The sequence below is a fragment of the Curtobacterium sp. BNK-1 genome, assembly GCF_048685235.1.
Taxonomy (GTDB): Bacteria; Pseudomonadota; Gammaproteobacteria; order Enterobacterales; family Enterobacteriaceae; genus Pantoea; species Pantoea agglomerans.
In genome coordinates, this window is record NZ_JBLQTJ010000001.1 from 1,851,509 (window position 1) to 1,877,704 (window position 26,196).

At 55.2% G+C, this 26,196-nt stretch carries 23 protein-coding genes; 10 read left to right on the forward strand and 13 right to left on the reverse strand.

Going from position 1 to position 26,196, the window contains the following annotated elements; all coding sequences use genetic code 11:
- Positions 1-48 precede the first annotated feature (48 nt).
- Positions 49-3,951 (reverse strand): ATP-dependent RNA helicase HrpA, encoded by a 3,903-nt coding sequence (gene hrpA / locus ACMGGP_RS08805; RefSeq protein WP_050679891.1) that lies wholly within the window; start codon positions 3,949-3,951, stop codon positions 49-51.
- 258 nt (positions 3,952-4,209) lie between these two features.
- Here hrpA and azoR point away from each other — a divergent pair, with 258 nt between their 5' ends.
- Entirely contained in the window at positions 4,210-4,809 is a 600-nt protein-coding gene (gene azoR, locus ACMGGP_RS08810; protein WP_010244651.1) for an FMN-dependent NADH-azoreductase, read from the forward strand.
- Between the two features lie 63 nt (positions 4,810-4,872).
- On the opposite strand, the gene ACMGGP_RS08815 is transcribed toward azoR, so the two are convergent.
- Genes ACMGGP_RS08815 through ACMGGP_RS08825 form a run of 3 tightly spaced genes read right to left on the reverse strand, consistent with a single transcriptional unit; the run spans position 4,873 to position 8,038 of the window.
- A complete protein-coding gene (locus tag ACMGGP_RS08815; protein ID WP_010244649.1) occupies positions 4,873-5,211 on the reverse strand; it encodes a YdbL family probable chaperone protein in 339 nt (112 codons plus the stop codon).
- An 11-nt stretch (positions 5,212-5,222) separates the two neighbouring features.
- A complete protein-coding gene (locus ACMGGP_RS08820) occupies positions 5,223-5,411 on the reverse strand; it encodes a YnbE family lipoprotein (protein WP_009090058.1) in 189 nt (62 codons plus the stop codon).
- The gene (locus ACMGGP_RS08825; RefSeq protein ID WP_409389433.1) at positions 5,408-8,038 is read right to left on the reverse strand and encodes a YdbH family protein; all 2,631 of its coding nucleotides are present in this window, start codon (positions 8,036-8,038) and stop codon (positions 5,408-5,410) included. Before ACMGGP_RS08825 ends, ACMGGP_RS08820 begins: the two co-directional genes overlap by 4 nt.
- Positions 8,039-8,184: 146 nt before the next feature.
- Between ACMGGP_RS08825 and ACMGGP_RS08830 the strand changes: the two genes are divergently transcribed.
- The gene (locus tag ACMGGP_RS08830) at positions 8,185-9,177 is read left to right on the forward strand and encodes a 2-hydroxyacid dehydrogenase (RefSeq protein ID WP_010244644.1); all 993 of its coding nucleotides are present in this window, start codon (positions 8,185-8,187) and stop codon (positions 9,175-9,177) included.
- Positions 9,178-9,208: 31 nt separating this feature from the next.
- Here the strand turns inward: ACMGGP_RS08830 and ACMGGP_RS08835 are convergent, their stop codons facing one another.
- Positions 9,209-9,484, reverse strand: a complete 276-nt coding sequence (locus tag ACMGGP_RS08835) for a putative hemolysin (protein WP_498798368.1) — start codon at positions 9,482-9,484, stop codon at positions 9,209-9,211.
- A 196-nt stretch (positions 9,485-9,680) separates the two neighbouring features.
- Between ACMGGP_RS08835 and ACMGGP_RS08840 the strand changes: the two genes are divergently transcribed.
- The 3 genes from ACMGGP_RS08840 to ttcA all read left to right on the forward strand — a co-directional run bounded on the left by ACMGGP_RS08840 (position 9,681) and on the right by ttcA (position 12,890).
- Positions 9,681-10,325: an MgtC/SapB family protein gene (locus tag ACMGGP_RS08840; RefSeq protein ID WP_498798369.1), complete on the forward strand. Its 645-nt coding sequence runs from the start codon at positions 9,681-9,683 to the stop codon at positions 10,323-10,325.
- A gap of 213 nt (positions 10,326-10,538) precedes the next feature.
- Positions 10,539-10,799 (forward strand): hypothetical protein, encoded by a 261-nt coding sequence (locus ACMGGP_RS08845; protein WP_033771847.1) that lies wholly within the window; start codon positions 10,539-10,541, stop codon positions 10,797-10,799.
- Positions 10,800-11,954: 1,155 nt separating this feature from the next.
- Entirely contained in the window at positions 11,955-12,890 is a 936-nt protein-coding gene (ttcA, locus tag ACMGGP_RS08850) for a tRNA 2-thiocytidine(32) synthetase TtcA (RefSeq protein WP_039386354.1), read from the forward strand.
- A gap of 44 nt (positions 12,891-12,934) precedes the next feature.
- Here the strand turns inward: ttcA and ynaL are convergent, their stop codons facing one another.
- From ynaL to ACMGGP_RS08865, 3 genes are all read right to left on the reverse strand, one after another.
- Entirely contained in the window at positions 12,935-13,081 is a 147-nt protein-coding gene (ynaL, locus tag ACMGGP_RS08855) for a proline-rich small protein YnaL (RefSeq protein ID WP_010244632.1), read from the reverse strand.
- Positions 13,082-13,375: 294 nt separating this feature from the next.
- Positions 13,376-14,359, reverse strand: coding sequence for a zinc transporter ZntB (gene zntB, locus ACMGGP_RS08860; protein ID WP_010244630.1), 984 nt, complete (start codon positions 14,357-14,359; stop codon positions 13,376-13,378).
- A gap of 117 nt (positions 14,360-14,476) precedes the next feature.
- Positions 14,477-16,096, reverse strand: a complete 1,620-nt coding sequence (locus tag ACMGGP_RS08865; protein WP_010670219.1) for a peptide ABC transporter substrate-binding protein — start codon at positions 16,094-16,096, stop codon at positions 14,477-14,479.
- Positions 16,097-16,248: 152 nt separating this feature from the next.
- On the opposite strand from ACMGGP_RS08865, the gene mpaA reads away from it, so the two are divergent.
- Complete coding sequence (mpaA, locus tag ACMGGP_RS08870; protein WP_158131665.1) at positions 16,249-16,956, forward strand: murein tripeptide amidase MpaA; 708 nt, start codon at positions 16,249-16,251, stop codon at positions 16,954-16,956.
- Here mpaA and ycjG read toward each other — a convergent pair.
- Positions 16,931-17,914, reverse strand: coding sequence for an L-Ala-D/L-Glu epimerase (gene ycjG, locus ACMGGP_RS08875; RefSeq protein ID WP_062757722.1), 984 nt, complete (start codon positions 17,912-17,914; stop codon positions 16,931-16,933). The genes mpaA and ycjG overlap by 26 nt on opposite strands.
- 146 nt (positions 17,915-18,060) lie before the next feature.
- Between ycjG and tpx the strand changes: the two genes are divergently transcribed.
- Positions 18,061-18,564, forward strand: coding sequence for a thiol peroxidase (tpx, locus tag ACMGGP_RS08880; protein WP_010244619.1), 504 nt, complete (start codon positions 18,061-18,063; stop codon positions 18,562-18,564).
- Positions 18,565-18,854: 290 nt separating this feature from the next.
- Here tpx and tyrR read toward each other — a convergent pair whose 3' ends face one another.
- On the reverse strand, positions 18,855-20,420 hold the full coding sequence (tyrR, locus tag ACMGGP_RS08885; protein WP_031591537.1) for a transcriptional regulator TyrR: 1,566 nt from the start codon (positions 20,418-20,420) through the stop codon (positions 18,855-18,857).
- Between the two features lie 229 nt (positions 20,421-20,649).
- Between tyrR and ACMGGP_RS08890 the strand changes: the two genes are divergently transcribed.
- From ACMGGP_RS08890 to ACMGGP_RS08900, 3 genes are read left to right on the forward strand one after another with little or no spacing between them, the layout of a single operon-like run.
- Positions 20,650-21,006, forward strand: a complete 357-nt coding sequence (locus ACMGGP_RS08890) for a GtrA family protein (protein ID WP_498798370.1) — start codon at positions 20,650-20,652, stop codon at positions 21,004-21,006.
- Entirely contained in the window at positions 21,006-21,956 is a 951-nt protein-coding gene (locus ACMGGP_RS08895; protein WP_010244610.1) for a glycosyltransferase family 2 protein, read from the forward strand. The genes ACMGGP_RS08890 and ACMGGP_RS08895 overlap by 1 nt, the downstream gene beginning before the upstream one ends.
- 49 nt (positions 21,957-22,005) lie before the next feature.
- A complete protein-coding gene (locus tag ACMGGP_RS08900) occupies positions 22,006-23,424 on the forward strand; it encodes a hypothetical protein (protein ID WP_010244607.1) in 1,419 nt (472 codons plus the stop codon).
- Positions 23,425-23,467: 43 nt separating this feature from the next.
- Here the strand turns inward: ACMGGP_RS08900 and ACMGGP_RS08905 are convergent, their stop codons facing one another.
- From ACMGGP_RS08905 to pspD, 3 genes are read right to left on the reverse strand one after another with little or no spacing between them, the layout of a single operon-like run.
- A complete protein-coding gene (locus tag ACMGGP_RS08905) occupies positions 23,468-24,529 on the reverse strand; it encodes a YcjF family protein (protein ID WP_010244604.1) in 1,062 nt (353 codons plus the stop codon).
- Complete coding sequence (locus ACMGGP_RS08910) at positions 24,526-25,923, reverse strand: YcjX family GTP-binding protein (protein WP_010244602.1); 1,398 nt, start codon at positions 25,921-25,923, stop codon at positions 24,526-24,528. Before ACMGGP_RS08910 ends, ACMGGP_RS08905 begins: the two co-directional genes overlap by 4 nt.
- A complete protein-coding gene (gene pspD / locus ACMGGP_RS08915) occupies positions 25,904-26,152 on the reverse strand; it encodes a phage shock protein PspD (protein WP_498798371.1) in 249 nt (82 codons plus the stop codon). The genes ACMGGP_RS08910 and pspD overlap by 20 nt, the downstream gene beginning before the upstream one ends.
- Between the last annotated feature and the right edge of the window lie 44 nt (positions 26,153-26,196).

Sequence of the window (26,196 nt, forward strand, 5' to 3'; positions counted from 1 at the left end):
CACTCCCCATCATCGGATGCGCGCCGGTTACGGCGCGCATCCCGGCGTTTAACCCGCTATCTGCTCCATCATCTGCAGAATACGCTTATCTGAGATGGGATAAGGCGTACCCAGCTGCTGAGCAAAGTAACTGATACGCAGCTCTTCGATCATCCAGCGGATATTTTGCACCTCTTCATCATCCTGACGCTGCGGCGGCAACTTGTTGCGCCACGCCTGATAAGCCTGCTCCACTGCCTGCACTTTTAACATCCGCGCACGATCGCTGTGCGGATCGGCAGGCAGTTTTTCCAGTCGGCGCTCAATCCCATGCAGATAACGCAGCGTATCGGCCAGTCGCTGCCAGCCGTTGCCGGTGACAAAGCCGCGATAAACCAGGCCACTTAACTGCGCTTTGATGTCAGATAACGCCAGCGCCATGGTCATATCGACCCGGCCCTTCAGACGCTTATTAATGTTGAAGACTGCCGTCAGGATCTGCTCGACCTGCTTCGCGATGGTCACCACGGTTTCATTGAGTTCGCCGCGCACTTTGTCACGCAACTGCTCAAAAGAGGTTTGATCCCAGGCCGGACCGCCCGCTTCCCCCATCAGCTTGTCGATGCCACAGGCGATGCAGTCGTCAATCAGCTCCAGCACTTTGCCATAAGGGTTAAAGTAGAGTCCGAGCTTGGCTTTGTTCGGCAACTTCTCGTGCAGATACTTAACCGGTGACGGCACATTCAGCAGCAGCAGGCGACGCTGACCGCGCCACATCATTTTTTGCTGCTCCTGCTCGCTGTCAAACAGGCGAATGGCGACGCTCTCTTTCTCGTCCACCAGCGCAGGCCAGGCTTTAACCTGGTAGCTGCCGCGCTTCTGTTCATAACTGCGTGGCAGATCGCCAAAACTCCAGATATGCAGCCCGCTCTGCTCCAGCCCGTCATCCGCCACTTTCGACAGCGTTTCCTGCACTTTGTCTTTCAGCTGTGCCTTAAGCGCAGTGAGATCTTTGCCTTCCAGCAGTTTACGGTTGTGCTCGTCGACTACCCGGAACGTCATTTTCAGATGATCGGGCACCTGTTCCCACTGCCAGTTTTCCCGCTCCAGCGTGACGCCGGTCATGCGGCGGAATTCCCGCGCCAGCGCATCAGGCAGCGGCATCTCCATCGCTTTCACCCTTCCTAAGAACGCCTCGGCGTAGTTGGGCGCAGGCACCAGGTTACGGCGCAGCGGCTTAGGCAGCGACTTAATCAGTGCGATGATCAGTTCACGGCGTACACCGGGGATCTGCCACTCAAAACCGCTATCCTCTACCTGGTTCAGCAGCGGCAGCGGAATATGTACCGTCACGCCATCCGCATCTGCGCCAGGCTCAAACTGATAACTCAGCTTCAGTTTGAGGTTGCCCTGATGCCAGAAGTTGGGGTAGTCGAGCTGACTGACTTTATCCGCACCCTCTTTGATCAGCATCTGCTTGTCGAAATTCAGCAGTTCTGCGTTTTCGCGACTGGCCTGTTTCCACCAGCTGTCGAAATGCTTCGCTGAGACCACCTCTTTGCCAATGCGCTGGTCATAAAAAGCAAACAGCGTTTCGTCATCAACCAGAATGTCGCGACGACGGGATTTGTGTTCCAGATCTTCCACTTCGCTGCGCAGCTTCTGGTTTGCGCGGAAGAAGGCATGTCGGGTCTGCCAGTCGCCCTCCACCAGCGCGTGACGAATAAACAGTTCACGGCTCAGGGTGGGATCGATGCTGCCATAGTTAACTTTACGGGCGGCGACAATCGGCAGGCCATAGAGCGTGACTTTTTCGGTGGCCATCACCGCGCCCTGCGATTTCTCCCAGTGCGGTTCACTGTAGCTGCGCTTGATCAGATGCTGTGCCAGCGGCTCAATCCACTCTGGTTCAATACGGCCCGCCGTGCGGCCCCACAGGCGGCTGGTCTCGACCAGTTCCGCTACCATGGTCCACTTCGGCGGCTTTTTAAACAGCCCGGAGCCAGGGAAGATCGCGAAGCGGGTATTGCGCGCGCCGGTATACTCCTGCTTATCGGTGTCTTTCTGCCCGATATGCGACAGCAGACCGCTTAACAGCGCGCAGTGGACGGGCTGCAGCTCAGCCGGTTCACTGTTAACCGGAATGCCAAGTTCACGCACCACCTGCCGCAGCTGGGTGTAGATATCCTGCCATTCCCGCACGCGCAGATAGTTAAGGAAATCGCTTTTGCACTGGCGGCGGAAAACATTCCCGGACAGCGCTTTCTGCTGCTCCGCCAGGTAGTTCCAGAGATTCACATAGGCGAGGAAGTCGGAGTCTTTGTCGGCAAAGCGCCGGTGCTTCTCATCGGACGCCTGTTTTTTATCTGCCGGACGCTCACGCGGGTCCTGAATCGACAGGCCTGCGGTGATAATCATCACTTCGCGCACGCAGCCAAATTTCTGCGCTTCCAGCACCATCCGCGCCAGGCGGGGATCCACCGGCAGCTGCGCCAGCTGACGCCCGGAACCGGTAAGCTTATAGTGACCGGTCTCTTCGTTCAGGGTCAGCGCGCCCAGCTCTTCCAGCAGGCGGACGCCATCCTGGATATTGCGCTTATCGGGCGCTTCCACAAACGGGAAGGCGGCGATATCGCCGAGGCCCAGCGAGGTCATCTGCAGGATCACTGACGCCAGGTTGGTGCGCAGGATTTCAGGATCGGTAAAGGCCGGACGACTCAGGAAGTCATCTTCCGCGTAAAGGCGGATACAGATACCGTCTGATACGCGGCCGCAACGCCCTTTACGCTGGTTGGCAGACGCCTGTGATATCGGTTCAATCGGCAGGCGCTGCACTTTGGTACGGAAACTGTAACGACTGATACGCGCCGTACCGGGATCGATCACATATTTAATCCCCGGCACCGTCAGTGAGGTTTCCGCGACGTTGGTCGCCAGCACGATACGACGGCCACTGTGCGACTGAAACACCCGGTTCTGTTCAGCGTTCGACAGCCGTGCATAGAGCGGCAGCACTTCGGTGTGTGGCAGATCGCGTTTGTTCAGCGCGTCGGCGGTATCACGTATTTCACGCTCACCACTCATGAAGATCAGGATATCGCCCCGACTTTCCCGGCCCAGCTCATCTACGGCATCAAAAATCGCCTGCAGCTGGTCACGATCGCCATCATCCGCCTCTTCGATCACCGGCCGATAGCGCACTTCAACCGGATAGGTCCGGCCTGAGACTTCAATCACCGGCGCATTATTGAAATGACGCGAGAAACGCTGTGGATCGATGGTGGCGGAAGTGATAATCACTTTCAGATCGGGGCGACGCGGCAGCAGCTCACGCAGATAACCGAGCAGGAAATCGATATTCAGGCTGCGTTCGTGCGCTTCATCAATAATGATGGTGTCATATTGCATCAGCAGACGATCCTGCTGGATCTCCGCCAGCAGAATCCCGTCGGTCATCAGTTTAATCTGCGTCAGGTCACTGACCTGGTCGTTAAACCGTACTTTATAGCCGACGCAGCCGCCCAGCGAAGTGCTGAGTTCATCGGCAATGCGATTCGCCACGGTACGTGCGGCCAGACGGCGCGGCTGCGTATGACCAATCAGACCCGTCACACCACGTCCCAGCGCCAGACAGATTTTCGGCAGCTGCGTGGTTTTGCCCGAGCCGGTTTCACCGGCGACAATCACTACCTGGTGATCGCGAATCGCCTCAGCAATATCCTGCTGCTTCTGACTGACCGGCAGATTGTCCGGGAAGGTAATGGCTGGCGTGGCCGCACGGCGCTGGGCCACGCGCTGCTCGGCAGCGATAAAGTCCTGCTCAAGCTCGCTGGCAATGCCCTGCTGTGCCTCGGGGTTTTTAGCTTTTCTGGCACCCTGTAAACGGCGCTGTAACCGCTGGCGATCGCGCAGCATTACACCGTCGAGGCGTGACCAGAGCGCTGCCAGTGGGGAAGTATCGGGAGATGACATAATAGTGACGTACCTTACTCAGACGGTGTCGCTGCCTGAAGCAGCGCCCTGCAAGCCGGGATAACCAGCTGATTCAATAAAAAATAATTGCGCGCATCATAGCACATTCTGAACTGTTCCGGCGGCTGGCCCCGGTTACGCTTATTCAATAAATTCGAACATGGGTCTCGAAATATTGCGCTTTCACCGCGCCATCGATAACCGTAGAGTGTAAACCATTGAGCGGAAAGTCTTCCGCGTAACAGACAGGAAACCACCATGAGCAAAGTTTTAGTTCTGAAATCAAGCATTCTTGCAGGCTACTCACAATCAAGCCAGCTCGCTGACTTCTACATCGAACAGGCAAAGGCCCAGGGTAAAGAGGTTACCGTACGTGACCTGGCGGCTAACCCGATCCCGGTACTGGATGGCGAATTAGTGGGTGCAATGCGTCCCTCTGATACCCCGCTGTCACCTCGTCAGCAGGAGGCTCTGGACCTGTCTGATGAACTGATTGCAGAACTGCAGGCTCATGATGAAGTGGTGATTGCCGCGCCAATGTACAACTTCAACATCCCGACACAGCTGAAAAACTATTTCGACCTGATTGCCCGTGCTGGCGTGACGTTCCGCTACACAGAAGCAGGCCCGGAAGGCTTGGTTAAAGGCAAAACGGCAGTCGTTATCTCCAGCCGTGGCGGCATCCACAAAGATACCCCTACTGACCTGCTGACCCCTTACGTCAAGCTGTTCCTGGGCTTCATCGGCATCACTGACGTTGAGTTCGTGTTTGCTGAAGGCATCGCTTACGGTCCGGAAGTGGCCAGCAAAGCGACCGCTGAAGCGAAAGACGCTATCAAGCAGATCGTGACGGCATAAGTCTCACTCATCTCAGGATGACGCTGTAAAAGACCGGGCCATGCGCCCGGTTTTTTTCGCCGGTTACTGACTGCTCTCTGCCGTTTTTCTCAGCCACTGACCGTTAATGCCGCGCACATATTCCCCCGCTGCCGCACGGCTCACCAGCTTCTGTCCGGCAATACTGGCGACATCGGCCGTGGATAGATTATTCTGTTCTGCCAGTCGCTGATACTCCTGCTGACGTCCGGCATTAATACGCTGCACCAGTGCCAGCGTTTCACTATCCTGCGCACGTGCCGCCAGATAGCCGGAGAGCGTTTCACCTGCCCGCCCCGATTGCCGCGCCTGATCCAGCGTCAGTGCCCAGGCAGGCTGCGCCATCGTCAGGGCGAGGAACAGCACCGCGCTTATGCGTTTCATCGTTGCTCTCCTCAGAACAGACCGCTCTGGTTTTTCAATAGCGCTTCCACGTCTTTATCGACTTTGATGTGGATCTCATGTTCGATTTTCACGTTCATGTTGATGGTGATGGGATCTTTAGGTGCCGTGACTTCAATGCGCGGCACGCAGCCGATGCTCAGCAGTCCGGCTGCCAGAACCAGTAGTGCCCTCAGGCTCATGGTGAAGTGTCCTTGTTGGATGGCAAATTCGCATGTTGCTCTAACCAGGATTGCAAATTATCGCCAAAGCGCAGGCTGCGCCAGAGCTGAAACAGGTTTTCCTGATGATGATAGTTGAGATTAACCGTCTGACGACGGTTACTGAACTGGCTGACGCCCTGCACCTGCGCCTCCATGGTGAGGTCGCCAAGATTATCCAGATTGATCGTGGCCCAGCTGCGGGAGACTTCCATATAGCGTAACCAGTCCAGCGCGGCGCCCGTCGCCACGTTATTGCGGGTAATCGCATCCGCCATATCTTTATCCAGCCGGAAGGTCAGCGGACCGCTGTTGGCAATCCACCCTTTCTCCACCAGCCAGTGTGGATTATTGAGCCACAGCGGCAGCTCACCGTTGACCTTGCCCGACATGGCAAACTGTTTAGGTTTCAGCGCCGTCACCAGCTCGCTGAGGCTGATATTGCGCAGCGACACCCGGGCTGGCTCATGCTGTGGCATGCGCAAAGCGGGCAGCGTAATTTGTCCGCCCAGCAGATCAAGGCTGACATCCTGCAACGTCAGCGGCGCCTGTTCAGACCACGGCCAGTTACCCTGCAGGTCAGCGCGAATATTCTGCATCGCAAACTGGTTCTTAACCTCGGCAATGCGCAGTGATACCGGGCCATGCTGACCAAACTGCCATTGCTGCTCATGGAATCTGAACGGCAGCGAGAAGTCGATACCGTTAACCTGGCTGTCAGGCGTCCAGATGCTGCCCTGTTTTACCGTCCAGTGGCCTCCCGCCTGGAAACCCTGTTCACTTGCGGCGGAAAAAGCGACCTGTGCCTGCAAACGGCCGCCCTGGATCTGCATTTTCATGTCGGGGCTGAGCAACGGCTGAAACACCGTCAGCGACTGTGCCGGCCACCAGGCCTGGCCGCGCAGCCGTTCGCCATCCCAGCGGCCGTTAACCCGCAGCGGGCCAACCTTGCCCGCCTGTAAACTGCCTCGCCAGATAAAATAGCCGGGATCACGACCTTTAGCCTCAAAGTCGAGCGTGGAGTCTGCCAGATGTCCGCCATAGCTGAAGCGGGTCTCTCCTGCCTGCAGGCGGAAATGCCCATTGAACGCCGGATGCGCCGCATCACGCTGCCAGTTTACCGGTTTAGTTAGTGTCAGACGCGGTTTTGCAACGTTGACACTGCCATACGCCAGCTGATTAAAACCTGTGGACAAGGTATCCAGATGGATCAGGGTGTCGTGCCAGCCGCCCGTGCCTTTAACATCCCAGCGCGCCTGCAGCGGCAGCATCTCGCCACCTCCCCAGTAGCGCCAGTTCCATTCGCCCTTATCGGGCCAGAAATCATTGGCGCGGCCATCGAGATGCAACCGGAAGCGGCCAAAACTGGCATCGTGCGCATTCAGAATGGCCTGCAGGCGGCCATCAATACCCTGCGAGGAGAGTCGTACGCCCGCCAGCGGCCAGCGCGCTTCGTCCACTTCCAGCGTTGACAGCAACCGGCCCCGCAGGCGCAGCAGCGATTTAGGTTGCAGCACCAGTTGAGGATCGAGGATCGAGCCGCTGAGCACGCCCGGAATAGAGCCGTAAAGTTGCAGGTCGGCCAGCTTGCTTTCGCCCGTTAGCTGAAACGGCAGGTTGCTGTTGGTCAGGCTGAGGTTGCCGGGACCGACGCCGAGCACCACGTTGCCCTTGCCGCCGCGTCCCTGGGTCAGCAGGTTAACGCGACCGCTAATCTGGCTACTTTCAAGGCCAGACTGCCAGTTATCCAGCGTCAGGTTAACAAACCCTGATAGCGGCTGAGCCTCCAGCGGCCAGAAGTATTCGCCCTTTTCAATCCGAATCTGATCGCGGCTGATCTGCCACGGCAGTCTGAGAAGCGGCCTGGTCACTTCGGCCATTGCCACGCGTAGCTCGCCCTGCTGATGCTGCCAGTTAAGCGTCAGCTTCAGGGGATGCGGCAGCGCGTCCAGCGCCAGCTGTCCGGTCACCTCGCCGTTCACCGGCAGATCGGTGGCAAAGGTGGGTAACGCCAGATGACCACTCAGCGTGACAGGTTCAGGAAGTGCAGGATGGGTGAGCGTCAGACGACTGATAGCGAGCTGCTGACCGGTCAGCGTTGCCGCCAGCTGCAGATTATCGCCCTGATAACTGAGTTGCTGACGATCTTTTTCCAGCGTCAGATCCAGCGCGCCCGCATACGTCTGCCACGGCGTAACAATTAATTTGCCCAGATGAACGTCGGCGCCAGGCAGCATTGCCTGCCATTCGGCCAGCGTTTTGGGGGCTGCCGTGCTGCCATCACTGGCAGGTAATTTTTGCAGGCAGGTGCTATCCAGCGTCAGCTCTGACGCATTCAGTTTCCAGCGCGACTGATGCCAGCCCAGCGATACCCCCTTTACCGTTGCCAGGGAGCAATCCCCTGCGAGATAACGAAGTTGTGGCAACCACAGGCCACCCTCCCGCCAGCGCGGTGCGCCCGACAGCTCAATGCGGGTATCTTCAGGTAGCCAGATGCCGACCAGCCGCGGCAGCCATTGCGTGACAGTCAAGATCAGGCCGAGCAGCAGCAGAATCAGCGCCAGAATGGCGGCCAGCCGTCGCCGGAACATCCGTGGCATAAAAGCCATAATCCTTTTCCTTACAGTATCCTGACAACGATGATGGCATGTAATCTGCCAGAGGTGAAGGTCTGCGCCGGACACAAGTCAGCTGTTTCAGCAAAGTCAGTCAGAAAACGTTATCCTTGCTCTATCACCTCTGCAGGAGCACAACGATGAAAATCGCGGTTTACAGCACCAAACATTACGATCAGAAATACCTTGAGCAGGTCAATCAGCAGTTCGGCTTTGAACTGGTGTTTTTTGACTTTTTACTCTCTGAAAGCACCGCCAAAACCGCTGTGGGTTGCGATGCCGTCTGTATCTTTGTAAACGATGACGGCAGTCGCCCGGTGCTGGAAGAGCTGGCCGGGCTGGGTGTGAAATATATCGCGCTGCGCTGTGCCGGTTTCAATAATGTTGATCTGGCTGCTGCAAAAGAGCTGGGTCTGGAAGTAGTGCGCGTGCCGGCCTACTCACCGGAAGCGGTCGCTGAACATACTATCGGCCTGATGATGACCCTGAATCGCCGTATTCATCGCGCTTATCAGCGTACCCGTGACGCAAACTTTTCGCTCGACGGTCTGACCGGTTTCAACATGCATAACAAAACCGCGGGTGTTATCGGTACCGGTAAAATCGGGATCGCGACGATGCGGATTCTGAAAGGTTTTGGTATGCGGCTGCTGGCGTATGATCCCTACCCGAGTGAGCAGGCGCTGGAACTGGGCGCGGAATATGTCGATCTGAAGACGCTGTTTGCTGAATCCCACGTCATTACCCTGCACTGTCCGCTGACGCCGGAGAATCATCATCTGCTCAACGCCGACGCGTTTAAACAGATGCGTGATGGGGTGATGGTTATCAACACCAGTCGTGGTGGCCTGATTGATTCACAGGCGGCGATTGACGCGCTGAAACAGCAGAAAATCGGCGCGCTCGGCATGGATGTTTATGAGAATGAACGTGATCTGTTCTTTGAAGATAAGTCGAATGATGTGATTCAGGACGATGTGTTCCGCCGTCTGTCGGCGTGCCATAACGTGTTGTTCACCGGCCATCAGGCGTTTTTAACCGCCGAAGCGCTGACCGCCATTTCTGAAACGACACTGAATAATCTCAGCCAGCTCGACCGGGGTGAAAACTGCCCGAACCGGCTCTCTGCCTGACTGTGCGGGCCGGAGCAATCCGGCCTGATCATCAGCGCGCGCAACTCCCGCCAATTAACGCCTGCTCATCACAGCGACGTCCATTCACTAACTGACACATCCCCACTCGCGAGCCATCCAGCTGATGTGAAAATGCCAGCGTTCCGCCCGCATTCGAACAGGTGCTTTCTGCCAGGGAAGACATCACCACCCGTGGCTGGATGTGGGCGGCGGTGGCTTGTTGCGGTGGCTCGTTATCATCACTGTTGCTGCTGCAGGCAGAGAGTAATAACGCGGCACCGGCCAGCAAAAAGGTGGCTGCTTTCATCAGTCGGACTCCGGGAAGTAGGGGAAAAGGCTGGCTCAGCATATGTCAGGCAGCACAACGGGTCGAGAGGTGAAACAGCTTTTTACAAAATTCTCCGGCGTCATTTGCAAGCAGAATTATCTTGTTTACCTGTTATCGCTGAACTGTCACCCTTTTTCGGCCCTTATTAATTCGGAGTAAAGCCATGTTAATGGATATGTTAATTCGCATAGCGCTGGCCGGTATTCTCGGCGGCCTGATCGGCATGGAGCGCCAGATGCGGGCCAAAGAAGCGGGACTGCGTACCCATATTCTGGTCGGTATCGGCAGTGCGATGTTTATGCTGGTATCGAAATATGGCTTCGCCGATATGCTCAATAGTGACCATGTGGCACTGGATCCCAGTCGTATTGCTGCCCAGGTAGTCAGCGGCATGGGTTTCCTTGGCGCAGGCACCATTATGATTCAGAAGCAGGTGGTGAAAGGCTTAACCACGGCGGCGGGATTATGGGTGACTGCGGCGATTGGTCTGGTGATTGGCAGCGGCATGTATGAGATCGGCATTTATGGCACGGTGCTGGCGCTGGTGGTGCTGGAAGTCTTCCGCCGCCTGAGCCATTTTCTCATCGGTAAACATCATACGCTGCTGGTTTTTCTTAAGCCCAAAAGTGTGCCGCTGGTGCTGCTGGTCATGCAGCGGGAAGGCATTCGCTATGGCAATGTGACGGTGATTAATCGGGATGAGGAGAGTGGTCTGTGTGAGCTCAGCGTTCAGGTAACGCTGTCCCGCAAATCAAACGATGCTCACCTCTACGATAAGGTCATGGAGATCAAAGGAGTTCAGTCGCTGGAGATGATGTAAATTCCTTTCCATAAAGATCATTCCTGCTGAACACAGGCCGTTCAGCGCCAGGACGTTGCAGAAGGGAGTTATCGGTATGCACTGCCTTCTGCCCTCTCCATCAGATTCATCTATTATCATCATCATGCAGCCTGACCTGAGATATAGAGCCCGCCGGGAATTAATGTCATAATCCGTGATTGTTTATTAAGGTAACCATTTATCCGGTGAAAAATGCGCCAGAACTCTGACCATCGTGACGAAACCCTGTCCGCTTCTGTACGTAAAAGTAGCTGGCCAGTACTAAGCATGCTTATCTTTACGCTGATTGCGGGCGCTATGGCCATCATGATGATCCTGGATCATCGTAATTCCGTAAATAATGCGCTTGAGACCGGACAGTGTCTGGTGGGGGAAGGCGCTGAAAGTTTGCTGGAAGTGCTCAGACATTTTTTACATCATGCTTATCGCTGGATTTTTAAAGCCTGTGGCTAGCAATAATAAATTCAGTGCAGCAGGAAATGCAGTAATCCGTGTCGGTTTACCAGCAACAAAACGCCGCAATACATGACTGCAACATAGCAGAGTAAAAAGAGCATCAGCGTCAATATAAATCGGACACCATAATTTTTTATATCGTGAGTGTTTACCGGATGTCTCATCGAATTTAAAGTTTGCTCCGTCCTTATTCACCTATATAGCCAGCAATTTAACGATTTGTTACGCTGCCCGCATTACCATGATGTGCGGAACGATGAAGTCACAGCTGGTCTCTCAGGAAAAACAGTTATGAGTGTAAAAATTAAAGCCGCCCTTTTTAACTTTCACATTCACTTTAATGGCTTTAATTTCACCCGTCTGCTTTGAAAAGCAACAGTTTTGGACGTGGCGATATGTGCCAGTAAAATCGATTCAGATTTAATGGGATACAAAAAAACACTGATGCCGGTGCATGTTACGCATTCACAATTATAACCCGGCAGTGTCAACGCATATTCAACAGCAGCGTTTTTCAGATTCAGGCGCTAATAAAATTAACAGTGCATCAGGATATTTAACTCACTGCGAATTTATAGCAACAATTCGAAGGAAATTCTCAAATCAGATAAGCATAAAAAGAACGCCGTTTATGCATGATTGATTAATAGCGGTGCATGCTCTTTTTTTTGTTAACGGGTCGCTCTGATGAAATATCTGTTAATTATCTCAATCATTTTTATGACTGCGGGTTGTGCGGCAAAAAAAGAGAATGCGCGGGCTGATGCTTACCAGGCATCACTGCCATCCTGTTCTGCGCACAATGATGAAATCGATTGCCAGTGGAAAGCTGTGCCAGCCAGCTGACATCGTATAGTTGAACGCTATCCGTGACACATCAGCCCGCAATTTTTGGGTAATGACCTGGTAAGGCCCGCCCTCATTTTTCACTGAGTACCGCCGCATCGATTTATGTCGCTGCCCCCTTAACGGGTAGTCTCTGCCGGATTTCCCGGGCGGCTATCCGCTGATTACTTCACTCCAGTACTGGCATTCGCGGCAACAATCCGTACCATACGCTGCATATTCGTGACACCGCAGTGAAGTGTCTGGCTGAACGCGCACGGCAATTTGCCCTTTAGCTACGCTTTCTGGATTTTGAGATAGGTAAAAATGCAAGATAATCAAACGGTTGACAAGAAAGAACAGTACAACCTCAATAAACTGCAAAAACGTCTGCGTCGTAACGTCGGCGAAGCCATTGCAGATTTTAATATGATTGAAGAAGGCGACCGCATCATGGTCTGCCTGTCGGGCGGCAAAGACAGCTACACCATGCTGGAAATTTTGCGCAGTCTGCAAAAAAGTGCGCCGGTCAACTTCAGTCTGATTGCCGTTAACCTCGACCAGAAACAGCCGGGCTTCCCTGAGCATATCCTGCCGGAATATCTCGAGTCGCAGGGCGTTGAGTATCGGATTATCGAAGAAGATACCTACTCCATCGTCAAAGATAAGATCCCGGAAGGCAAAACCACCTGCTCACTCTGCTCGCGCCTGCGCCGTGGCATTCTCTATCGCGTCGCAACTGAGCTGGGCTGTACTAAAATTGCGCTGGGCCACCATCGCGATGACATTCTGCAGACGCTGTTCCTGAACATGTTTTACGGCGGAAAAATGAAAGGCATGCCGCCAAAGCTGATGAGCGACGATGGCAAGCAGATTGTGATCCGTCCGCTGGCTTACTGCCGCGAGAAAGATATCATCCGCTTCTCAGAAGCGCGTCAGTTCCCGATTATTCCGTGTAACCTCTGCGGTTCTCAGCCGAACCTGCAGCGTCAGGTGGTGGCCGATATGCTGCGAGACTGGGATAAGCGCTATCCTGGCCGTATCGAAACCATGTTCAGCGCGATGCAGAATGTGGTGCCGTCACATATGGCGGATATCAACCTGTTCGATTTTAAAGGCATTAAGCATGGCGATGCGGTGGTTGACGGCGGGGATCTCGCCTTTGACCGGGAATCTCTGCCGCTGCAGCCTGTTGGCTGGCGGGCTGATGAAGAGGATGCCCCGGATACCAGCGCGCGTCTGGATGTGATTCAGATTAAATAAGTGCTGGAAAGGTTAAGGGCGTGCTGCTGGCAGCACGCCCTTTTTTATATGTTGCGATGCGGTGGTGGATCCATTATCGGCGGAAATTCCGGATCTGTCGGCGGATCAGGCTGGGGTTGTGGCTGAGGAATAGGCTCAGGAATCGGGATCGGATCCGTGGGGATCGGCTCGCTGTTAAGAATCGCGCTCATGCCGTACTCCTTTTGTTGCGAATGGACTTTAAGCTTAGGTAAGGAACGGCGTTACAGCCAGGCGGGCAAAAAAAAAGCCGGCACACGGGCCGGCATGTTTCGAATTAAATGTGCTATGCATTAATTCTAAATTAGGAAGTAAGACAATATGGAGCGCAACGCCCATCGCTTGACGTTGCATTCACCTGCGGGAGAGAGTTTGCGTCAGCAGCGACAATGGGTTCTTGATGTCGATCAGCTTTTGCGTCCTTAACTGGATTTTCAGCGCAGATAACCGATACGCTACGCATAACGCTAGAGCCAGCGCCGCTTGCGCAGGTACCCCGCTACCCCCACGGCCAGTGCCACCAGCAGCAGACAGAAGATAGAGAAACCGTATCGCCATTCGCCGCCTGGAATACCGCCCAGGTTGACGCCAAACAGGCCGGTCAGGAAGGTGGCTGGCAGAAAAATCATCGCCATCAGTGACATGGTATAGGTACGTCGGTTCATCGACTCCGCCATCGCAGAAGCAACCTCATCAGCCAGAATCGCGGTACGCGCCACCCCCGCATCCAGATCATCCAGCCCGCGTCCCAGCCGATCGGCGATTTCCTGCATCCGGCGGCGTTCGGTGTCATCCATCCAGGCCAGTTTTTCACTGGCCAGCCGCGCATAGACATCACGCTGCGGCGCCATATACCGCCGCATCACAATCAGCTGTTTGCGCAGCAGGCCGAGTTCGCCTCGTGCCGGCATCCGCTGGTCAAGCAGCGCATCTTCCAGCTCAATGATTTTGTCATGCAAATCTTCGATAAACTCGCTGGTGTGATCGGTCAGGGCATCACAGATATCGACCAGCCAGCTGCCGCAGTCAATCGGGCCGTTACCATTTTGCAAATCCGTGAGGACTTCATCGACGGCAGAAACTTTACGCCGCCGGGTCGAGACGATGAGCTTATCGTTGATAAATACCCGCATCACCACCAGCTGGTCGCGACGCGCATCGCTGTTGTGGTTGACGCTGCGCAGCACGATCATAAAGCCGTCGCCCAGCCGGCTGACGCGTGGACGCATACTGTCGCCCGCTAAGGCGTCACGCACGGCATCAGGGATCTGTGTCGTCGACTGCAGCCATTCCGCGCTCTTACGGTGGGTATAGTTCAGATGGAGCCAGCAGGGCTGCTCACACTGGATGACTTCATCTTCAGCAATCGGGATCATCCCGCCCTTGCCATCCAGCTGGCAGGAAATTATGGCATCTGAAACCTGTAACGCTTTTCCTTCAATTACGTCCACACCGTCGCCTCACCACTAAAATCAATACGATACAGTCTAGCGTGACGGTGTTGAGTTGCAATCTCCGGGCTGTGTAGAAAGATGTCAGAGGGTGGCCGGTTGACCGGCCACCTGCACTCAGTGCTTTTCAATCCACAGTTCGCGACTGTAGGCGACATCTTCAGGGTTAGTGATGGGATAGCCTTTGACCCAGGGTTTAATCAGGCGGCCATTGGTGTACTGATAGATGGGGGCGATCGGAGCCTGCTCAGCCAGGATCTGCTCGGCACGGTTGTAATCGCTGTTACGTACCTGATCGCTGGTCTCCCGGCTGGCTTTGGCGATAACCGCATCATAATCCGCGTTGTTAAAGCGCGCGATGTTGCTGCTGTTGCCCGACGTCAGCAGATTCAGGAAAGTGGAGGGTTCATTGTAGTCACCGACCCACGAGGCGCGGATCACATCGAAGTTTCCGCTGTTACGGCTGTCGATATAGGTTTTCCACTCCTGGTTCTCCAGCGTGACATCCACACCGAGGTTCTTTTTCCACATCGAGGCCACTGCAATCGCAATCTTCTGGTGGCTCTCAGAGGTGTTGTAGAGCAGTTTGAGTTTCAGCGGCTTGCCGGGACCGTAACCGGCAGCAGCGAGCAGCGATTTAGCCTGTGCATTCAGGCTGTTCTGATCGTGCTGTTGCATGAACGTGGGCAGTGGCTTAAAGCCTGCTGTCACATCTGGCGTAAAGTGCCACGCCGGTTTCTCACCGGTGCCCAGCACTTTTTCAGCAATCACTTTCCGGTCGATAGACCAGGAGAGCGCTTTGCGAACCCGCACATCGGCCGTCGGCCCTTTCTGCGTGTTAAACGCGTAGTAATAGGTGCCTAACTGGTCAGGTGTGTAGACCTCTCCGGGCAGGGTTTTCTTCAGTAGTGCATACATGTTTTTCGGGAAGGATTCGGTGATATCAATATCGTTGGATCGATAACGTTTAGTGGCGCTCGACTCTTCATTAATCGGCACGAAAGTCACTTTCGTCAGCACCGAATGGGCGTCATCCCAGTAGTGAGGATTACGTGTCAGTACGATTTTTTCGTTCACTACGCGTTCGCTAAGCTGATAGGCCCCGTTGCCCACCAGTTTGCCGGGTGACGTCCAGCTGTCACCCTGTTGCGCAATAATTTTCTGCGGCACCGGGAAAAGCGCCACGTTAGCCACCAGCGCCGGGAACCACGGCACCGGACGATCCAGCGTCACCTTCAGCTGGTTTTTACTCTGGGCGACCACACCCAGCTTGTCGGGCGTCATTTCGCCTTTGGTTATCGCTGCCGCATTTTGAATACCGCTTAAGCCCGCGAACCAGGCAAAGGCTGAACTGTTTTTCGGATCGACCAGGCGCTGCCAGCTGTAGACAAAATCCTGAGCCGTAACCGGATCACCGTTTGACCAGCGCGCGTTATTACGCAGCGTAAAGACCCAGGTTTTGTTATCACTGCTGCTCCAGCTCTGCGCCACGCCCGGCACGATTTTGCCCTGCGCATCCTGATTGGTCAGCCCTTCAAACAGATCGCGTATCACCTGAATTTCAGGCAGTCCTACCGCTTTAAGCGGATCGAGCGAAGCGGGTTCATCTTTAATATGGCGAACGATCTGCTGCTGTTCAGCCAGTTGTGCGCCAGCGGGTGGATTCGCCGCGATGGCGGGTGTGATGATGCTGCTCAGGCTGATTGCTGCCAGCGTCATGCGAAAGGTCTTGACCATTATCACTCCTTTACCCCAAAGAAGCGCTGCATCAGTCTGTTGCCGATGCAACTTGTGCAGGGCACTTTAGCGCAAATGGCTGACAGATAAATAGCTATTTTCCGCGCACGGCTTTTCCGCTACTTTTAGTAAAACCCTTTGAGGAAATAACTATGTCGCCACTCCATCCACGTCCCCTGCGCGGCAAACTGGACGTCCCCTATCAGCAGTATGGCCGCTCAGTGCTGGGCGCGCCGCTGCTCTGGTTTCCGGCGCCGCTGGGCGATCCCGAGAGCGGGTTGATTCTGGCGGGCACTCACGGTGATGAGAATGCGGCCATCGCCACCCTCTCCGCCGCATTACGGACGCTGCCTGATGGAATGCGTCGGCACCACGTGGTGTTGGCGGTCAATCCTGATGGCTGTCAGCTCGGACTGCGCGCGAACGCAAACGGCGTCGATCTCAACCGCAACTTTCCGGCGGCGAACTGGCAGTCAGGCGAGACGGTGTATCGCTGGAACAGCGCTGCCGACGAGCGTGATGTGGCGCTCTCGACCGGGACTCATCCGGCTTCTGAACCGGAAACCCAGGCGCTCTGTGCGCTGATTCATCAGCTGAAACCACGCTGGATCGTCTCATGGCATGAACCGCTGGGCTGTATTGACGACCCGCATCAGGCAGAGATTGGTGGCTGGCTGGCCAGCCACACCGGCCTTCCGCGGGTCAGCAGCGTTGGTTATGACACGCCAGGCTCATTCGGCAGCTGGTGTAAAGATCTCAGCCTGCCCTGCGTCACTGCTGAAATGCCGGTGATTTCAGTGGATGAAGCCACTGAAACCTACCTGGAGATGATGGTTAATCTGCTGCGCTGGCAGCAATGATCAGCTGACCGTTGCGCACTTTAATCGCCGGTTCTGCATCCACCGCCAGCCAGGTCGGCCCGTCGAGATCGGCAAAGCGAGTCTGCGGCACCAGCGGCAGTGCGGCGCGTATAGCCCGCGAGGTGCAGAGCATGCAGCCGAGCATGACCGCAAACCCCTGCTGCTGAGCCGCATCGGCCAGCGCCAGCGCCTCGGTCAGCCCGCCCGCTTTATCCAGCTTGATATTGACCATCTCATAACGGCCTCGCAGCGACGCCAGGCTGTCACGGGTGTGACAGCTCTCATCGGCGCAGATCGGTAATGGATGGATAAAGTTCTCCAGCGCCGCATCCTCACCCGCTGGCAGGGGCTGTTCCAGCATCGCCACATTGATGTCCGCCAGCAGCTGACAGCGCGCCGCCAGACCTTCAGCGTGCCAGGATTCATTGGCATCCACAATCAGGGTCGCGTCCGGCACGGCGGCGCGAATCGCCATCAGCCGTTCGGTAATGAAATTATTATCCAGCTTAATCTTCAACAGGGTTGCACCATGCTGCCACAGCGCGAGCGCGCTGCTGGCCATCGCCTCGGGAGTATCAATGCTGACGGTCTGCGCGGTCACGACATCCTCAGGTGCGGTCACGCCGCTAAGCTGCCAGAGGCTGCTCTGCTGCTGGTGTGAGGCGAGATCCCATAGTGCGCTGTCAATGGCGTTGCGCGCCGCCCCGGCGGGCAGCGCCTGTTGTAACGCCTCGCGCGTCATGCCCTGTTGCAGCGCGGGCAGCAGCGCGGCGATTTGCGCCAGCACCGACGCCTCGCTTTCACCATAGCGCGCATAAGGCGTCGCTTCGCCAACGCCTTTTACTCCGTCTTCCTCAATTTCAACCACCACCACTTTGACTTCAGTCCGGGTTCCACGGGCAATGACAAACGGCGTGTGCAACGGCCAGGCTTCGGGATAACTTTTTACCGTTCTCATTTCCACTCCACAATGTGTGACGCAGTGGCAGACCGCCACGTTAAATTCCACAATTGAACTCGTAAACCCTTAACATTTATGTCATAAACAACGGCTATCTTTAGCCGTTTTGTGTCAGATCTTTTTTATCATTAAAAGGAATCACTATGTCTCAGACTGTTCATTTTCAGGGTAATGCCGTACCGGTTGCTGGTCAGTTTCCTCAGGCTGGCGATAAAGCCAAAGCTTTCACGCTGGTAGCGAAAAACCTGGTTAACGTCGCGCTCTCTGAGTATGCAGGAAAACGCAAAATTCTGAACATTTTCCCGAGCGTAGATACCGGTGTCTGTGCTTCATCGGTGCGCAAGTTCAATCAGGCTGCAAGCGAACTGAATAACACCGTGGTGTTATGCATCTCTGCCGATCTGCCGTTTGCCCAGTCGCGCTTCTGTGGCGCAGAAAACCTGAACAACGTGGTGACGTTGTCGACGCTGCGCGGCTCAGAGTTTAAATATGATTATGGCGTGGAAATTGCCGATGGTGCGCTGGAAGGTCTGACCGCACGTGCCGTGATTGTGCTGGATGAGAACGATAAAGTGATCTACAGCCAGCTGGTTGATGAAATCACCACTGAGCCAGATTATGACGCTGCGCTGACCGCGCTGAAGTAATAAAAAAAGCGGATAACCGAGTTATCCGCTTCAAACTGCTGGCAAACCCGTATCAGGGTGGTTCTGGCAGCAACGATGAAGCTCAACGCACAGGGAACCGGGTCAGAAGAGGAAAGCGTCACGCGCCAGGGAAGGCGCGTGCCGAGCGTGTCAGGGATGACGCCTTTTGCGTCTTTCCGATCTGACCCGGTTCCCTGAGCAGGCTCAGCCTCAAAGCCAGATGGGCCAGACTCTATCGACCATATCCAACGGATAATCAGCTTACCCACTTCTCACCTGCAGTCCGTCCCTTATTCGCTTTCGGTGCGCTTCTGCCCCAGACCATACTCCCGCAATTTATTCGCAATCGCCGTATGCGACACACCAAGCCGTTTTGCCAGTTTTCGGGTGCTGGGATAGGAGAGATAGAGCCGCGTCAGAATCGACCGTTCGAAACGACTGGTGATCTGATCCAGCGTCCCTTCCAGCGCCTCATCGCCCAGTGACACATCCAGTGCCTGTTCAGGCAACACGATATCCTGCGGACGCAGTTCGTAACCTTCCAGTTGGGTTAACGCCCGATAAAGCGCATTTTTAAGCTGACGCACGTTACCAGGCCAGGCGTAGCGAGTCAGAAAAGCGTTAAGTTGCGGCGAGAGTCGCGGACGCGCCATCCCCTGCTCATCCGCAAAGCGGGCAACAAACATCTCGGTCAGCGGCAGAATATCCTGCGGACGATCGCGCAGAGGCGGCAGTTGCAGCGTCAGCACATTGAGCCGGTAAAAGAGATCCTCGCGGAATTCTCCGCGCTGCACCAGCTCAATCAGGTTTTTCTGCGTAGCGCAGATTACCCGGACATTGACATGCACTTCATGCTCTTCACCGACGCGGCGGAAGGTGCCATCATTGAGAAAACGCAGCAGCTTGGTCTGCATTCTCGGCGACATCTCACCAATCTCATCCAGCAGCACTGAGCCGCCGTTAGCCTGCTCAAAAAAGCCCTTCTTACCTTCCAGCGCATTCGGATAGGCTCCGGCGGCATGACCAAACAGCTCGCTTTCGGCGACGTCGTCGGGCAGAGAGGCACAGTTGAGCGCCAGGAAGGGATTCTTGCCACGGGCACTGCGCAGATGGCAGGCGCGTGCCAGCATATCTTTCCCGGTGCCGGTGTCGCCAACAATCAGCAAAGGCGCATCGAGCATCGCCAGTTTACGCGCCTGATCCACCACCTGACGCATTTTCGGCGTGACAGCAATGATATGGTCAAACTCCGATTCATCGGTGACCACCAGATTCTGCAACTGACGACCCATGCGGGCTGTCGACTTCAGCATCACCATCGCCCCCACTGGCCTGTCGTTCTGGCCCTCTTCGCCCGGCAGATAAATAGGACGCGCTTCCATCAGAAAATCGCGGCCCTCAATGACCACATGCTGCGCCTGCGCTTCAACCCGATCGCTCTCCAGCCAGCGCATGAAGTTGAAGCCGTTAATCAGGTTACCGGCGCTGAAGTTGCGCATCTTCTCTTCATCGAGATTAAACAGGTTCTGTGCGGCCGGATTAGCCAGTTCAACCTTGCTTTTCAGATCGATGGAGAAAACCGGATCCGGCATCGCCACCAGCAGGGCGCTCAGCGCACGATGCTCGCGTTCAGAGGGCATGTACGCTACCGTGCGCACATCTGTTACGCCCGGTGTACGCCGGATTTCCGCCATCAGATTGCTGAAGGCGTCAAATTCCAGTGCAGAAAAGTTCAGGTAGATGCGGCCCAGCGCCGTGATTTCGATACCGCGTAAATCAATGTTGCGTGCCACCAGCAGATCGAGCAGTTCACGCGTCAGACCGAGTCGGTCCTGACAGAACACTTCCAGACGCATTGCGTTCGCCTTAATCAGGTTCAGATAAGACAATAATACGCTAAGTCGCGCACCTGCAGAAAGGGATCTGTCAGGAAAAGTTGACAGCTCCGGCGCGTATGGCGGACTTTTGTACTGCCCTGCTGGATCAGCCGAGCCCTCACTGATTGTCAGCCTTTGTCAGCACCAGGCTGTTGATTGCTGGCGGATTGCTGTATATTTTGCCTAACCGATTAGAAATGATTATAAAATGCTGACTTTCTTCGCAAAATATCTGACTGTGGGTCTGGTAAATACCATGATTCATTGGGTGACCTTTTTTATTTGCCTCAGTCTGGGGCTGTTCCAGTCGACCGCGAACCTGATTGCTTTTTGCCTGGCCGTCACCTTCTCTTTCTTTGTTAATGCGCGCTGGACATTTAAACAGCAGGCGACAGCGTGGCGATATATTCTTTACGTCGTTTTTATGGGCGCGATGGCATTCAGCATCGGTTATCTGGCTGATCGATTCGGCCTCTATCCGATTATTACGCTGATCACCTCATCGGCTATCAGTCTGGCGTGTGGCTTTCTTTTTTCCCGCTTTATCGTATTTAAAGGAGAATAATGAAAATCTCTCTGGTGGTACCGGTATTTAATGAAGAGGAGGTCATCCCTCTTTTTTATGACGCGGTCAGAAAATATGAAGCGCTGGCAGCCTGGCAGGTTGAGATTGTTTTTGTTGATGATGGCAGCACAGATGCAACGCATGCGCTGATTACCCAACTGAGTCAGAGCGATCCGCTGGTACTTAGCCTGTCGTTTATTCGTAATTTCGGCAAGGAACCCGCGCTGTTTGCCGGCCTGGAAGCCGCAACCGGCGATGCCGTTATCCCGATTGATGTGGATTTACAGGACCCCATCACTGTTATCCCTGAGATGATCAACAAGTGGCTGGCGGGTGCTGATATTGTTCTTGCCAAGCGGATGGACAGAAGTGCCGATGGCCACCTCAAACGCAAAACCGCCCGCTGGTTTTACAAACTGCATAACAGCATCAGCCATCCGCAGATAGAAGAGAATGTCGGTGATTTCCGGCTGATGTCGCGTGAAGTTGTCGAGAATATTAAGCTGCTGCCCGAGAAGAATCTCTTTATGAAGGGGATTCTGAGTTGGGTCGGCGGAAAGACTGATATCGTAGAATATGTGCGTACTGAGCGGATCGCGGGCCACAGTAAATTCGGCGGCTGGAAGCTGTGGAATCTTGCGCTGGAGGGACTGACCTCATTCTCTACGGTTCCACTTCGCATCTGGTCATATCTGGGTTTTCTTGTGGCCTCGCTAGCTTTTCTATATGGACTCTGGATGATCCTGGATAAGTTGCTGTTTGGTAACCCGGTGCCAGGCTACCCCTCTATTCTGGTTTCCGTGCTGTTTCTTGGTGGCGTTCAGCTTATTGGGATTGGCGTGCTGGGTGAATATATCGGCCGCATTTACATGGAAACCAAAAATCGTCCTCGCTATATTTTGCGAAAATCCGCGCCGAAAAAAATTAACTCCCCTCAGAATACCGACTAAATTGCCCACTCAGGGGCAGAGAAGATGGACAGATTAATAAGGATGACAGATGATCGCCACTGATACCGGCATAACCCGCCGTCAGGTCTTTTTGCTTTTTGTGATAGTTTTCCTGATTGCTTACAGTCCTGCTTATTTAACCCATTACGCCTACACCGATGACTGGACGAACCTCTACTGGGCTAATTTTGACAAGCTGAGTATTCTAAACTGGGACACGTTATCCGGCAGGCCGGTATATGGCATTATTCAGTACAGCGCCTCTTTTCTGGTGGAGAGCGTAGAACGCCTGGCACTGCTGCGTTCTGTCGCAATTGTTCTGCTCATCTTTACCGGATACTACATCTATACCCTGTGTCAGAAATATGCGCTGCTGGAAAATCAGGCTCAGCGGATCACCTTTGCGTTATTGCTTTGTCTGCTGCCCTCATTCCAGGTTTATATTGCATGGGCATCCTGCTTTCCCTATATCGCTGCAATTCTGCTGGCAGGTGCCAGCTACCGCTTCTCGATAAAACCGGGCATCACAGGTCGCATTATAGCGGTCTGCCTGCTGACCATGGCCTTCTGTCTTTATCAACCGGCTGCGATGAGCTTTACCTTCTTTGCCGCACTGGATTTGTGCCTTTCAGAACGGAAAATCGATAAGAAGCGTGCGGTAATCTCTCTGATGGTGCTGGGCGCAGGAATGTTCGCAGCGCTCATTGCCTCGAAGGTACTGCCCGTACAGATTTATGGCCATTCGCTGCCGCGTTCCGCATTCAGCTACGACGTCCCGGTTAAACTGAAATGGTTTTTCAGCGAATACCTTAAGAACGTTATCTGTAACTTTGACCTCGGCGCAAAAACAGTATCGGTGATCATCTCATCGATCATTATTGGCTTTGGACTGAAGAAAATTAAAGCAGCGGGCAATGACAAATTTTATCTGATGTTTATCTTATTGCTGATTGCCGCGCTGCCTAATCTGATTGTCAGTGAAAGTATGGCGGCCTACCGGACCCTGATTGCCGGTGCGCTGATCACCACCAGCGCGTTTATCCTGGGCCTGTTTGAAATCAGCAAAAAGTTAAAATGGAAAAAAACCTATTATGCACTGCTGGTGATAGCTGCCGCCTCGCTGTCGATAAGTCACCTGATTAATGGCTACTCGGTACCCGCCCGCAAAGAATTTGCCCTGCTTGAGCAGGCAATCACTCAGCAGGTACCTAAAGATTTTCAGGGTGCGCTCTATTATCGGCTGACCGGGGAGTATCTGCCCAAGGTTGCGACGCTACGGAAATATGACGACTTCGGCGGACTGGGGTTAAGCATGTCATGGACATTCGGCGGGATGGCGCATTTTATCAGGGAGAAAAATGGAATGGCCTACACGCTGCCAGCGGATCCGGTGATCACTGATGAGTCGGGCTGTCGGGGTGAGTGTCTGGTCATCGACTCCCGACAGGTGCTGCGCCAGCCACACTAAAGAATAAAGGCGGCAATGCCGCCTTTAATTTGTCACGAGAGCGTCAGGCTGACTTATTACCGCCCTTCTGCAACGCCTCTTTCAACTGGCCCAGCAGCTCACGACGGAAATCGCCGAGCCGTGGTTTATCCTGCTCCAGCCACGGCAGTGGACGGCACAGCTCCATCGCTTTGATGCCCAGTCTTGCAGTCAGCAAACCCGCGCCAATGCCCTGCGCGGCGCGCGTGGAAAGCCGGGCGGCGATATCCTGCGACATCCAGTCCATACCCACTTCCCGCACCAGTTCGGAAGCCCCGGCAAAGGCCATGTTGAGCAGCACCAGACGGAACAGCCGGATGCGGCTGAAGTAGCCCAGCTCAATGCCGTAAATAGCCGCGATGCGATTGACCAGCCGCAGATTACGCCAGGCGATAAACGCCATATCCACCAGCGCCAGCGGGCTGACCGCAATCATCAGCGTGGCTTCCGCAGCATGACGGCTGATTTCGCGCCTCGCCTGCCGATCCAGCACCGGCTGCACCAGTTGCGCATATAAGCGGACAATTTCACTGTCATTGTGGGTTTCGTGCAGCGATGCATGCCAGCGCTGCAGGGCCGGATGCGCCTGATCCAGCTCTGCCTGCTGCGCCAGTTTTTCGCAGAAGGCCCGGCCTTTGCCGATGCCATGACTGTGCAGCAGCTCACGGCCCACATCCCGCTCCTCGGCGCGCTGACGCAGCTGATAGAGACGACGCCACTCGGTGGTCAGCGCGCCCACACCCGCCAGGACGATCAGACCACCCGCCACGCCGCTGCCCAGTGAAAACCAGTCGCGGGCCAGCCAGGCGTCATGTGTCCACTGGACACCCTGCGCAATCACGCTGACGCCAAACAGCAGCGCGCCAGCGGTCACCAGTTTGCGCCACAGGCTGCGCTTAGGTTTCAGCGCAGCCTCCACCGCCCGTTCACCTGCGCCTTCCTCTTCGACAGCGACCTCTTCATCCTGCACCGCCAGAAACGCCGCCTGCGCTTCCGCTTCAAAAGTCTGTGCCGGGCGCAGCGGCGTGGCGCTGCTCTCGTCCAGCGGACGGGCAAAATCGATACGCGGCTTCAGCGGATCACTCATCGCAATTTATCTCCCAATAAAAATTCCAGCGCGGCATCCATGCGGATATGTGGCAGCGGGCGATCGACGTCAAGCTGCTGCGGCCGGAACTGTTCAAACTGAAAGCCCTGCTGCTGCCAGAAGGCATTACCGGGCAGACGAGGCGGGACTTCACCCGGATAGACGGTGAGCGGCTCACCATCATCCAGCCGGTTTCCGCGCAGGGCCGGGATCTTCTCGCCGCGGTGATCGACCAGCCCGCTCTGCGTCGCCTGCACCGACGCCAGCCCGATGCAATCCATGCTAATCCCCTCAAACGCCGCGTTCTGCCAGGCATCCTGCACCAGCTGCTGCAACAGTGACACCATATTGCCATGCTGATCGCTGGTGATGTGATCCGCCTTGGTGGCGGCAAACAGCAATTTGTCGATTACCGGTGAAAAGAGCCGACGAAACAGGGTTCGCTGACCGTAATGAAAACTCTGCATCAGCTGCGTCAGTGCCAGCCGCATGTCGTTAAACGCCTGGGGTCCGCTGTTAAGCGGTTGCAGGCAGTCAACCAGCACAATCTGGCGGTCAAAGCGCAGGAAATGGTTTTTATAGAAACCTTTCACCACATGCTGACAGTAGTAGTTAAACCGCTGCTGCAGCATGCTGAAGTTACTGCCCTTGTCCGCCTGTGCCAGCTTAGTGAGTTGCGCTTCATCAGCCGTCGGCCAGGGGAAGAACTGCAGTGCGGGGGCGCCTGCCATATCGCCAGGCAGCACGAAGCGACCGGGCTGAATAAAGTGTAAGCCTTCAGATTTACAGCGATGCAGATAGTCGGTCCAGGCAGCGGCAATCTCTGCCAGCTGGGTTTCATCGGCGGGTGCAAGCGGGTCGAGTTTTTCGCAGAGGGTTCGCCAGGGCTTTGCCCACTCAGCGCGATCGCCCTGCAGCAGACCGTTCATCTGCCGGGACCAGGCGAGATAATCCTGCGCCAGCATCGGCAGATCCAGCAGCCATTCGCCTGGATAGTCGACAATCTCCAGATAGAGTGTCGCGGTCTCTTTCAGGTGACGCAGCAGCGAATCATTGGGGCGGTAACGCAGCGCCAGTCGCATTTCGCTGACGCCGCGTGTGGGGGTGGGCCAGGCAGGCGGCGTGCTGTAGAGCTGTGCCAGCCCTTCGTCATAGGTGAAACGGGCCGTGCCCATGTCACGCTGGGGCACCCGCTTTACGCCTAACAGGCGCTCATCCCGCACCACGGAAAACAGCGGCAAACGCGCGCCGCTGTGAACGGTTAAAAGCTGATTAACCAGTGAGGTGATGAAGGCGGTTTTGCCGCTACGGCTTAATCCGGTTACCGCCAGCCGCAGGTGGCGATCAACGCCACGGTTCATCAACGCCATCAATTCAGTTTGCAGTCTTTTCATCTTTCTCCCTGATGAAGTGCGATGCCAGCCGGTTCATCACGCGTTTCAGCAATGGCTCAAGCGCCACAGCCAGCAGCAGACGTAACGGGCGTCGCGCTACCGATTTCACTGCCCAGCCAGTGACACCGGCGGGACCGTAGGTAACAGCATTAATAATGATGAATTTAGCGGCCGACTTCAATGCAGGTGCCGCGCGGTGACGAAAAGCAGTGGATCGCGAAAAAGACATCAACACCTCCATTGAGTGAGCGAACGGGCCTGAGACAGGCCCGG

Excerpts from the sequence above, each read along its gene's own strand:
- hrpA (WP_050679891.1), bottom strand. The coding sequence starts at position 3,951 with ATGTCATCTCCCGATACTTCCCCACTGGCAGCGCTCTGGTCACGCCTC.
- azoR (WP_010244651.1), top strand. The coding sequence starts at position 4,210 with ATGAGCAAAGTTTTAGTTCTGAAATCAAGCATTCTTGCAGGCTACTCA.
- ACMGGP_RS08815 (WP_010244649.1), bottom strand. The coding sequence starts at position 5,211 with ATGAAACGCATAAGCGCGGTGCTGTTCCTCGCCCTGACGATGGCGCAG.
- ACMGGP_RS08820 (WP_009090058.1), bottom strand. The coding sequence starts at position 5,411 with ATGAGCCTGAGGGCACTACTGGTTCTGGCAGCCGGACTGCTGAGCATC.
- ACMGGP_RS08825 (WP_409389433.1), bottom strand. The coding sequence starts at position 8,038 with ATGGCTTTTATGCCACGGATGTTCCGGCGACGGCTGGCCGCCATTCTG.
- ACMGGP_RS08830 (WP_010244644.1), top strand. The coding sequence starts at position 8,185 with ATGAAAATCGCGGTTTACAGCACCAAACATTACGATCAGAAATACCTT.
- ACMGGP_RS08835 (WP_498798368.1), bottom strand. The coding sequence starts at position 9,484 with ATGAAAGCAGCCACCTTTTTGCTGGCCGGTGCCGCGTTATTACTCTCT.
- ACMGGP_RS08840 (WP_498798369.1), top strand. The coding sequence starts at position 9,681 with ATGTTAATTCGCATAGCGCTGGCCGGTATTCTCGGCGGCCTGATCGGC.
- ACMGGP_RS08845 (WP_033771847.1), top strand. The coding sequence starts at position 10,539 with ATGCGCCAGAACTCTGACCATCGTGACGAAACCCTGTCCGCTTCTGTA.
- ttcA (WP_039386354.1), top strand. The coding sequence starts at position 11,955 with ATGCAAGATAATCAAACGGTTGACAAGAAAGAACAGTACAACCTCAAT.
- ynaL (WP_010244632.1), bottom strand. The coding sequence starts at position 13,081 with ATGAGCGCGATTCTTAACAGCGAGCCGATCCCCACGGATCCGATCCCG.
- ACMGGP_RS08865 (WP_010670219.1), bottom strand. The coding sequence starts at position 16,096 with ATGGTCAAGACCTTTCGCATGACGCTGGCAGCAATCAGCCTGAGCAGC.
- mpaA (WP_158131665.1), top strand. The coding sequence starts at position 16,249 with ATGTCGCCACTCCATCCACGTCCCCTGCGCGGCAAACTGGACGTCCCC.
- ycjG (WP_062757722.1), bottom strand. The coding sequence starts at position 17,914 with ATGAGAACGGTAAAAAGTTATCCCGAAGCCTGGCCGTTGCACACGCCG.
- tpx (WP_010244619.1), top strand. The coding sequence starts at position 18,061 with ATGTCTCAGACTGTTCATTTTCAGGGTAATGCCGTACCGGTTGCTGGT.
- tyrR (WP_031591537.1), bottom strand. The coding sequence starts at position 20,420 with ATGCGTCTGGAAGTGTTCTGTCAGGACCGACTCGGTCTGACGCGTGAA.
- ACMGGP_RS08890 (WP_498798370.1), top strand. The coding sequence starts at position 20,650 with ATGCTGACTTTCTTCGCAAAATATCTGACTGTGGGTCTGGTAAATACC.
- ACMGGP_RS08895 (WP_010244610.1), top strand. The coding sequence starts at position 21,006 with ATGAAAATCTCTCTGGTGGTACCGGTATTTAATGAAGAGGAGGTCATC.
- ACMGGP_RS08900 (WP_010244607.1), top strand. The coding sequence starts at position 22,006 with ATGATCGCCACTGATACCGGCATAACCCGCCGTCAGGTCTTTTTGCTT.
- ACMGGP_RS08905 (WP_010244604.1), bottom strand. The coding sequence starts at position 24,529 with ATGAGTGATCCGCTGAAGCCGCGTATCGATTTTGCCCGTCCGCTGGAC.
- ACMGGP_RS08910 (WP_010244602.1), bottom strand. The coding sequence starts at position 25,923 with ATGAAAAGACTGCAAACTGAATTGATGGCGTTGATGAACCGTGGCGTT.
- pspD (WP_498798371.1), bottom strand. The coding sequence starts at position 26,152 with ATGTCTTTTTCGCGATCCACTGCTTTTCGTCACCGCGCGGCACCTGCA.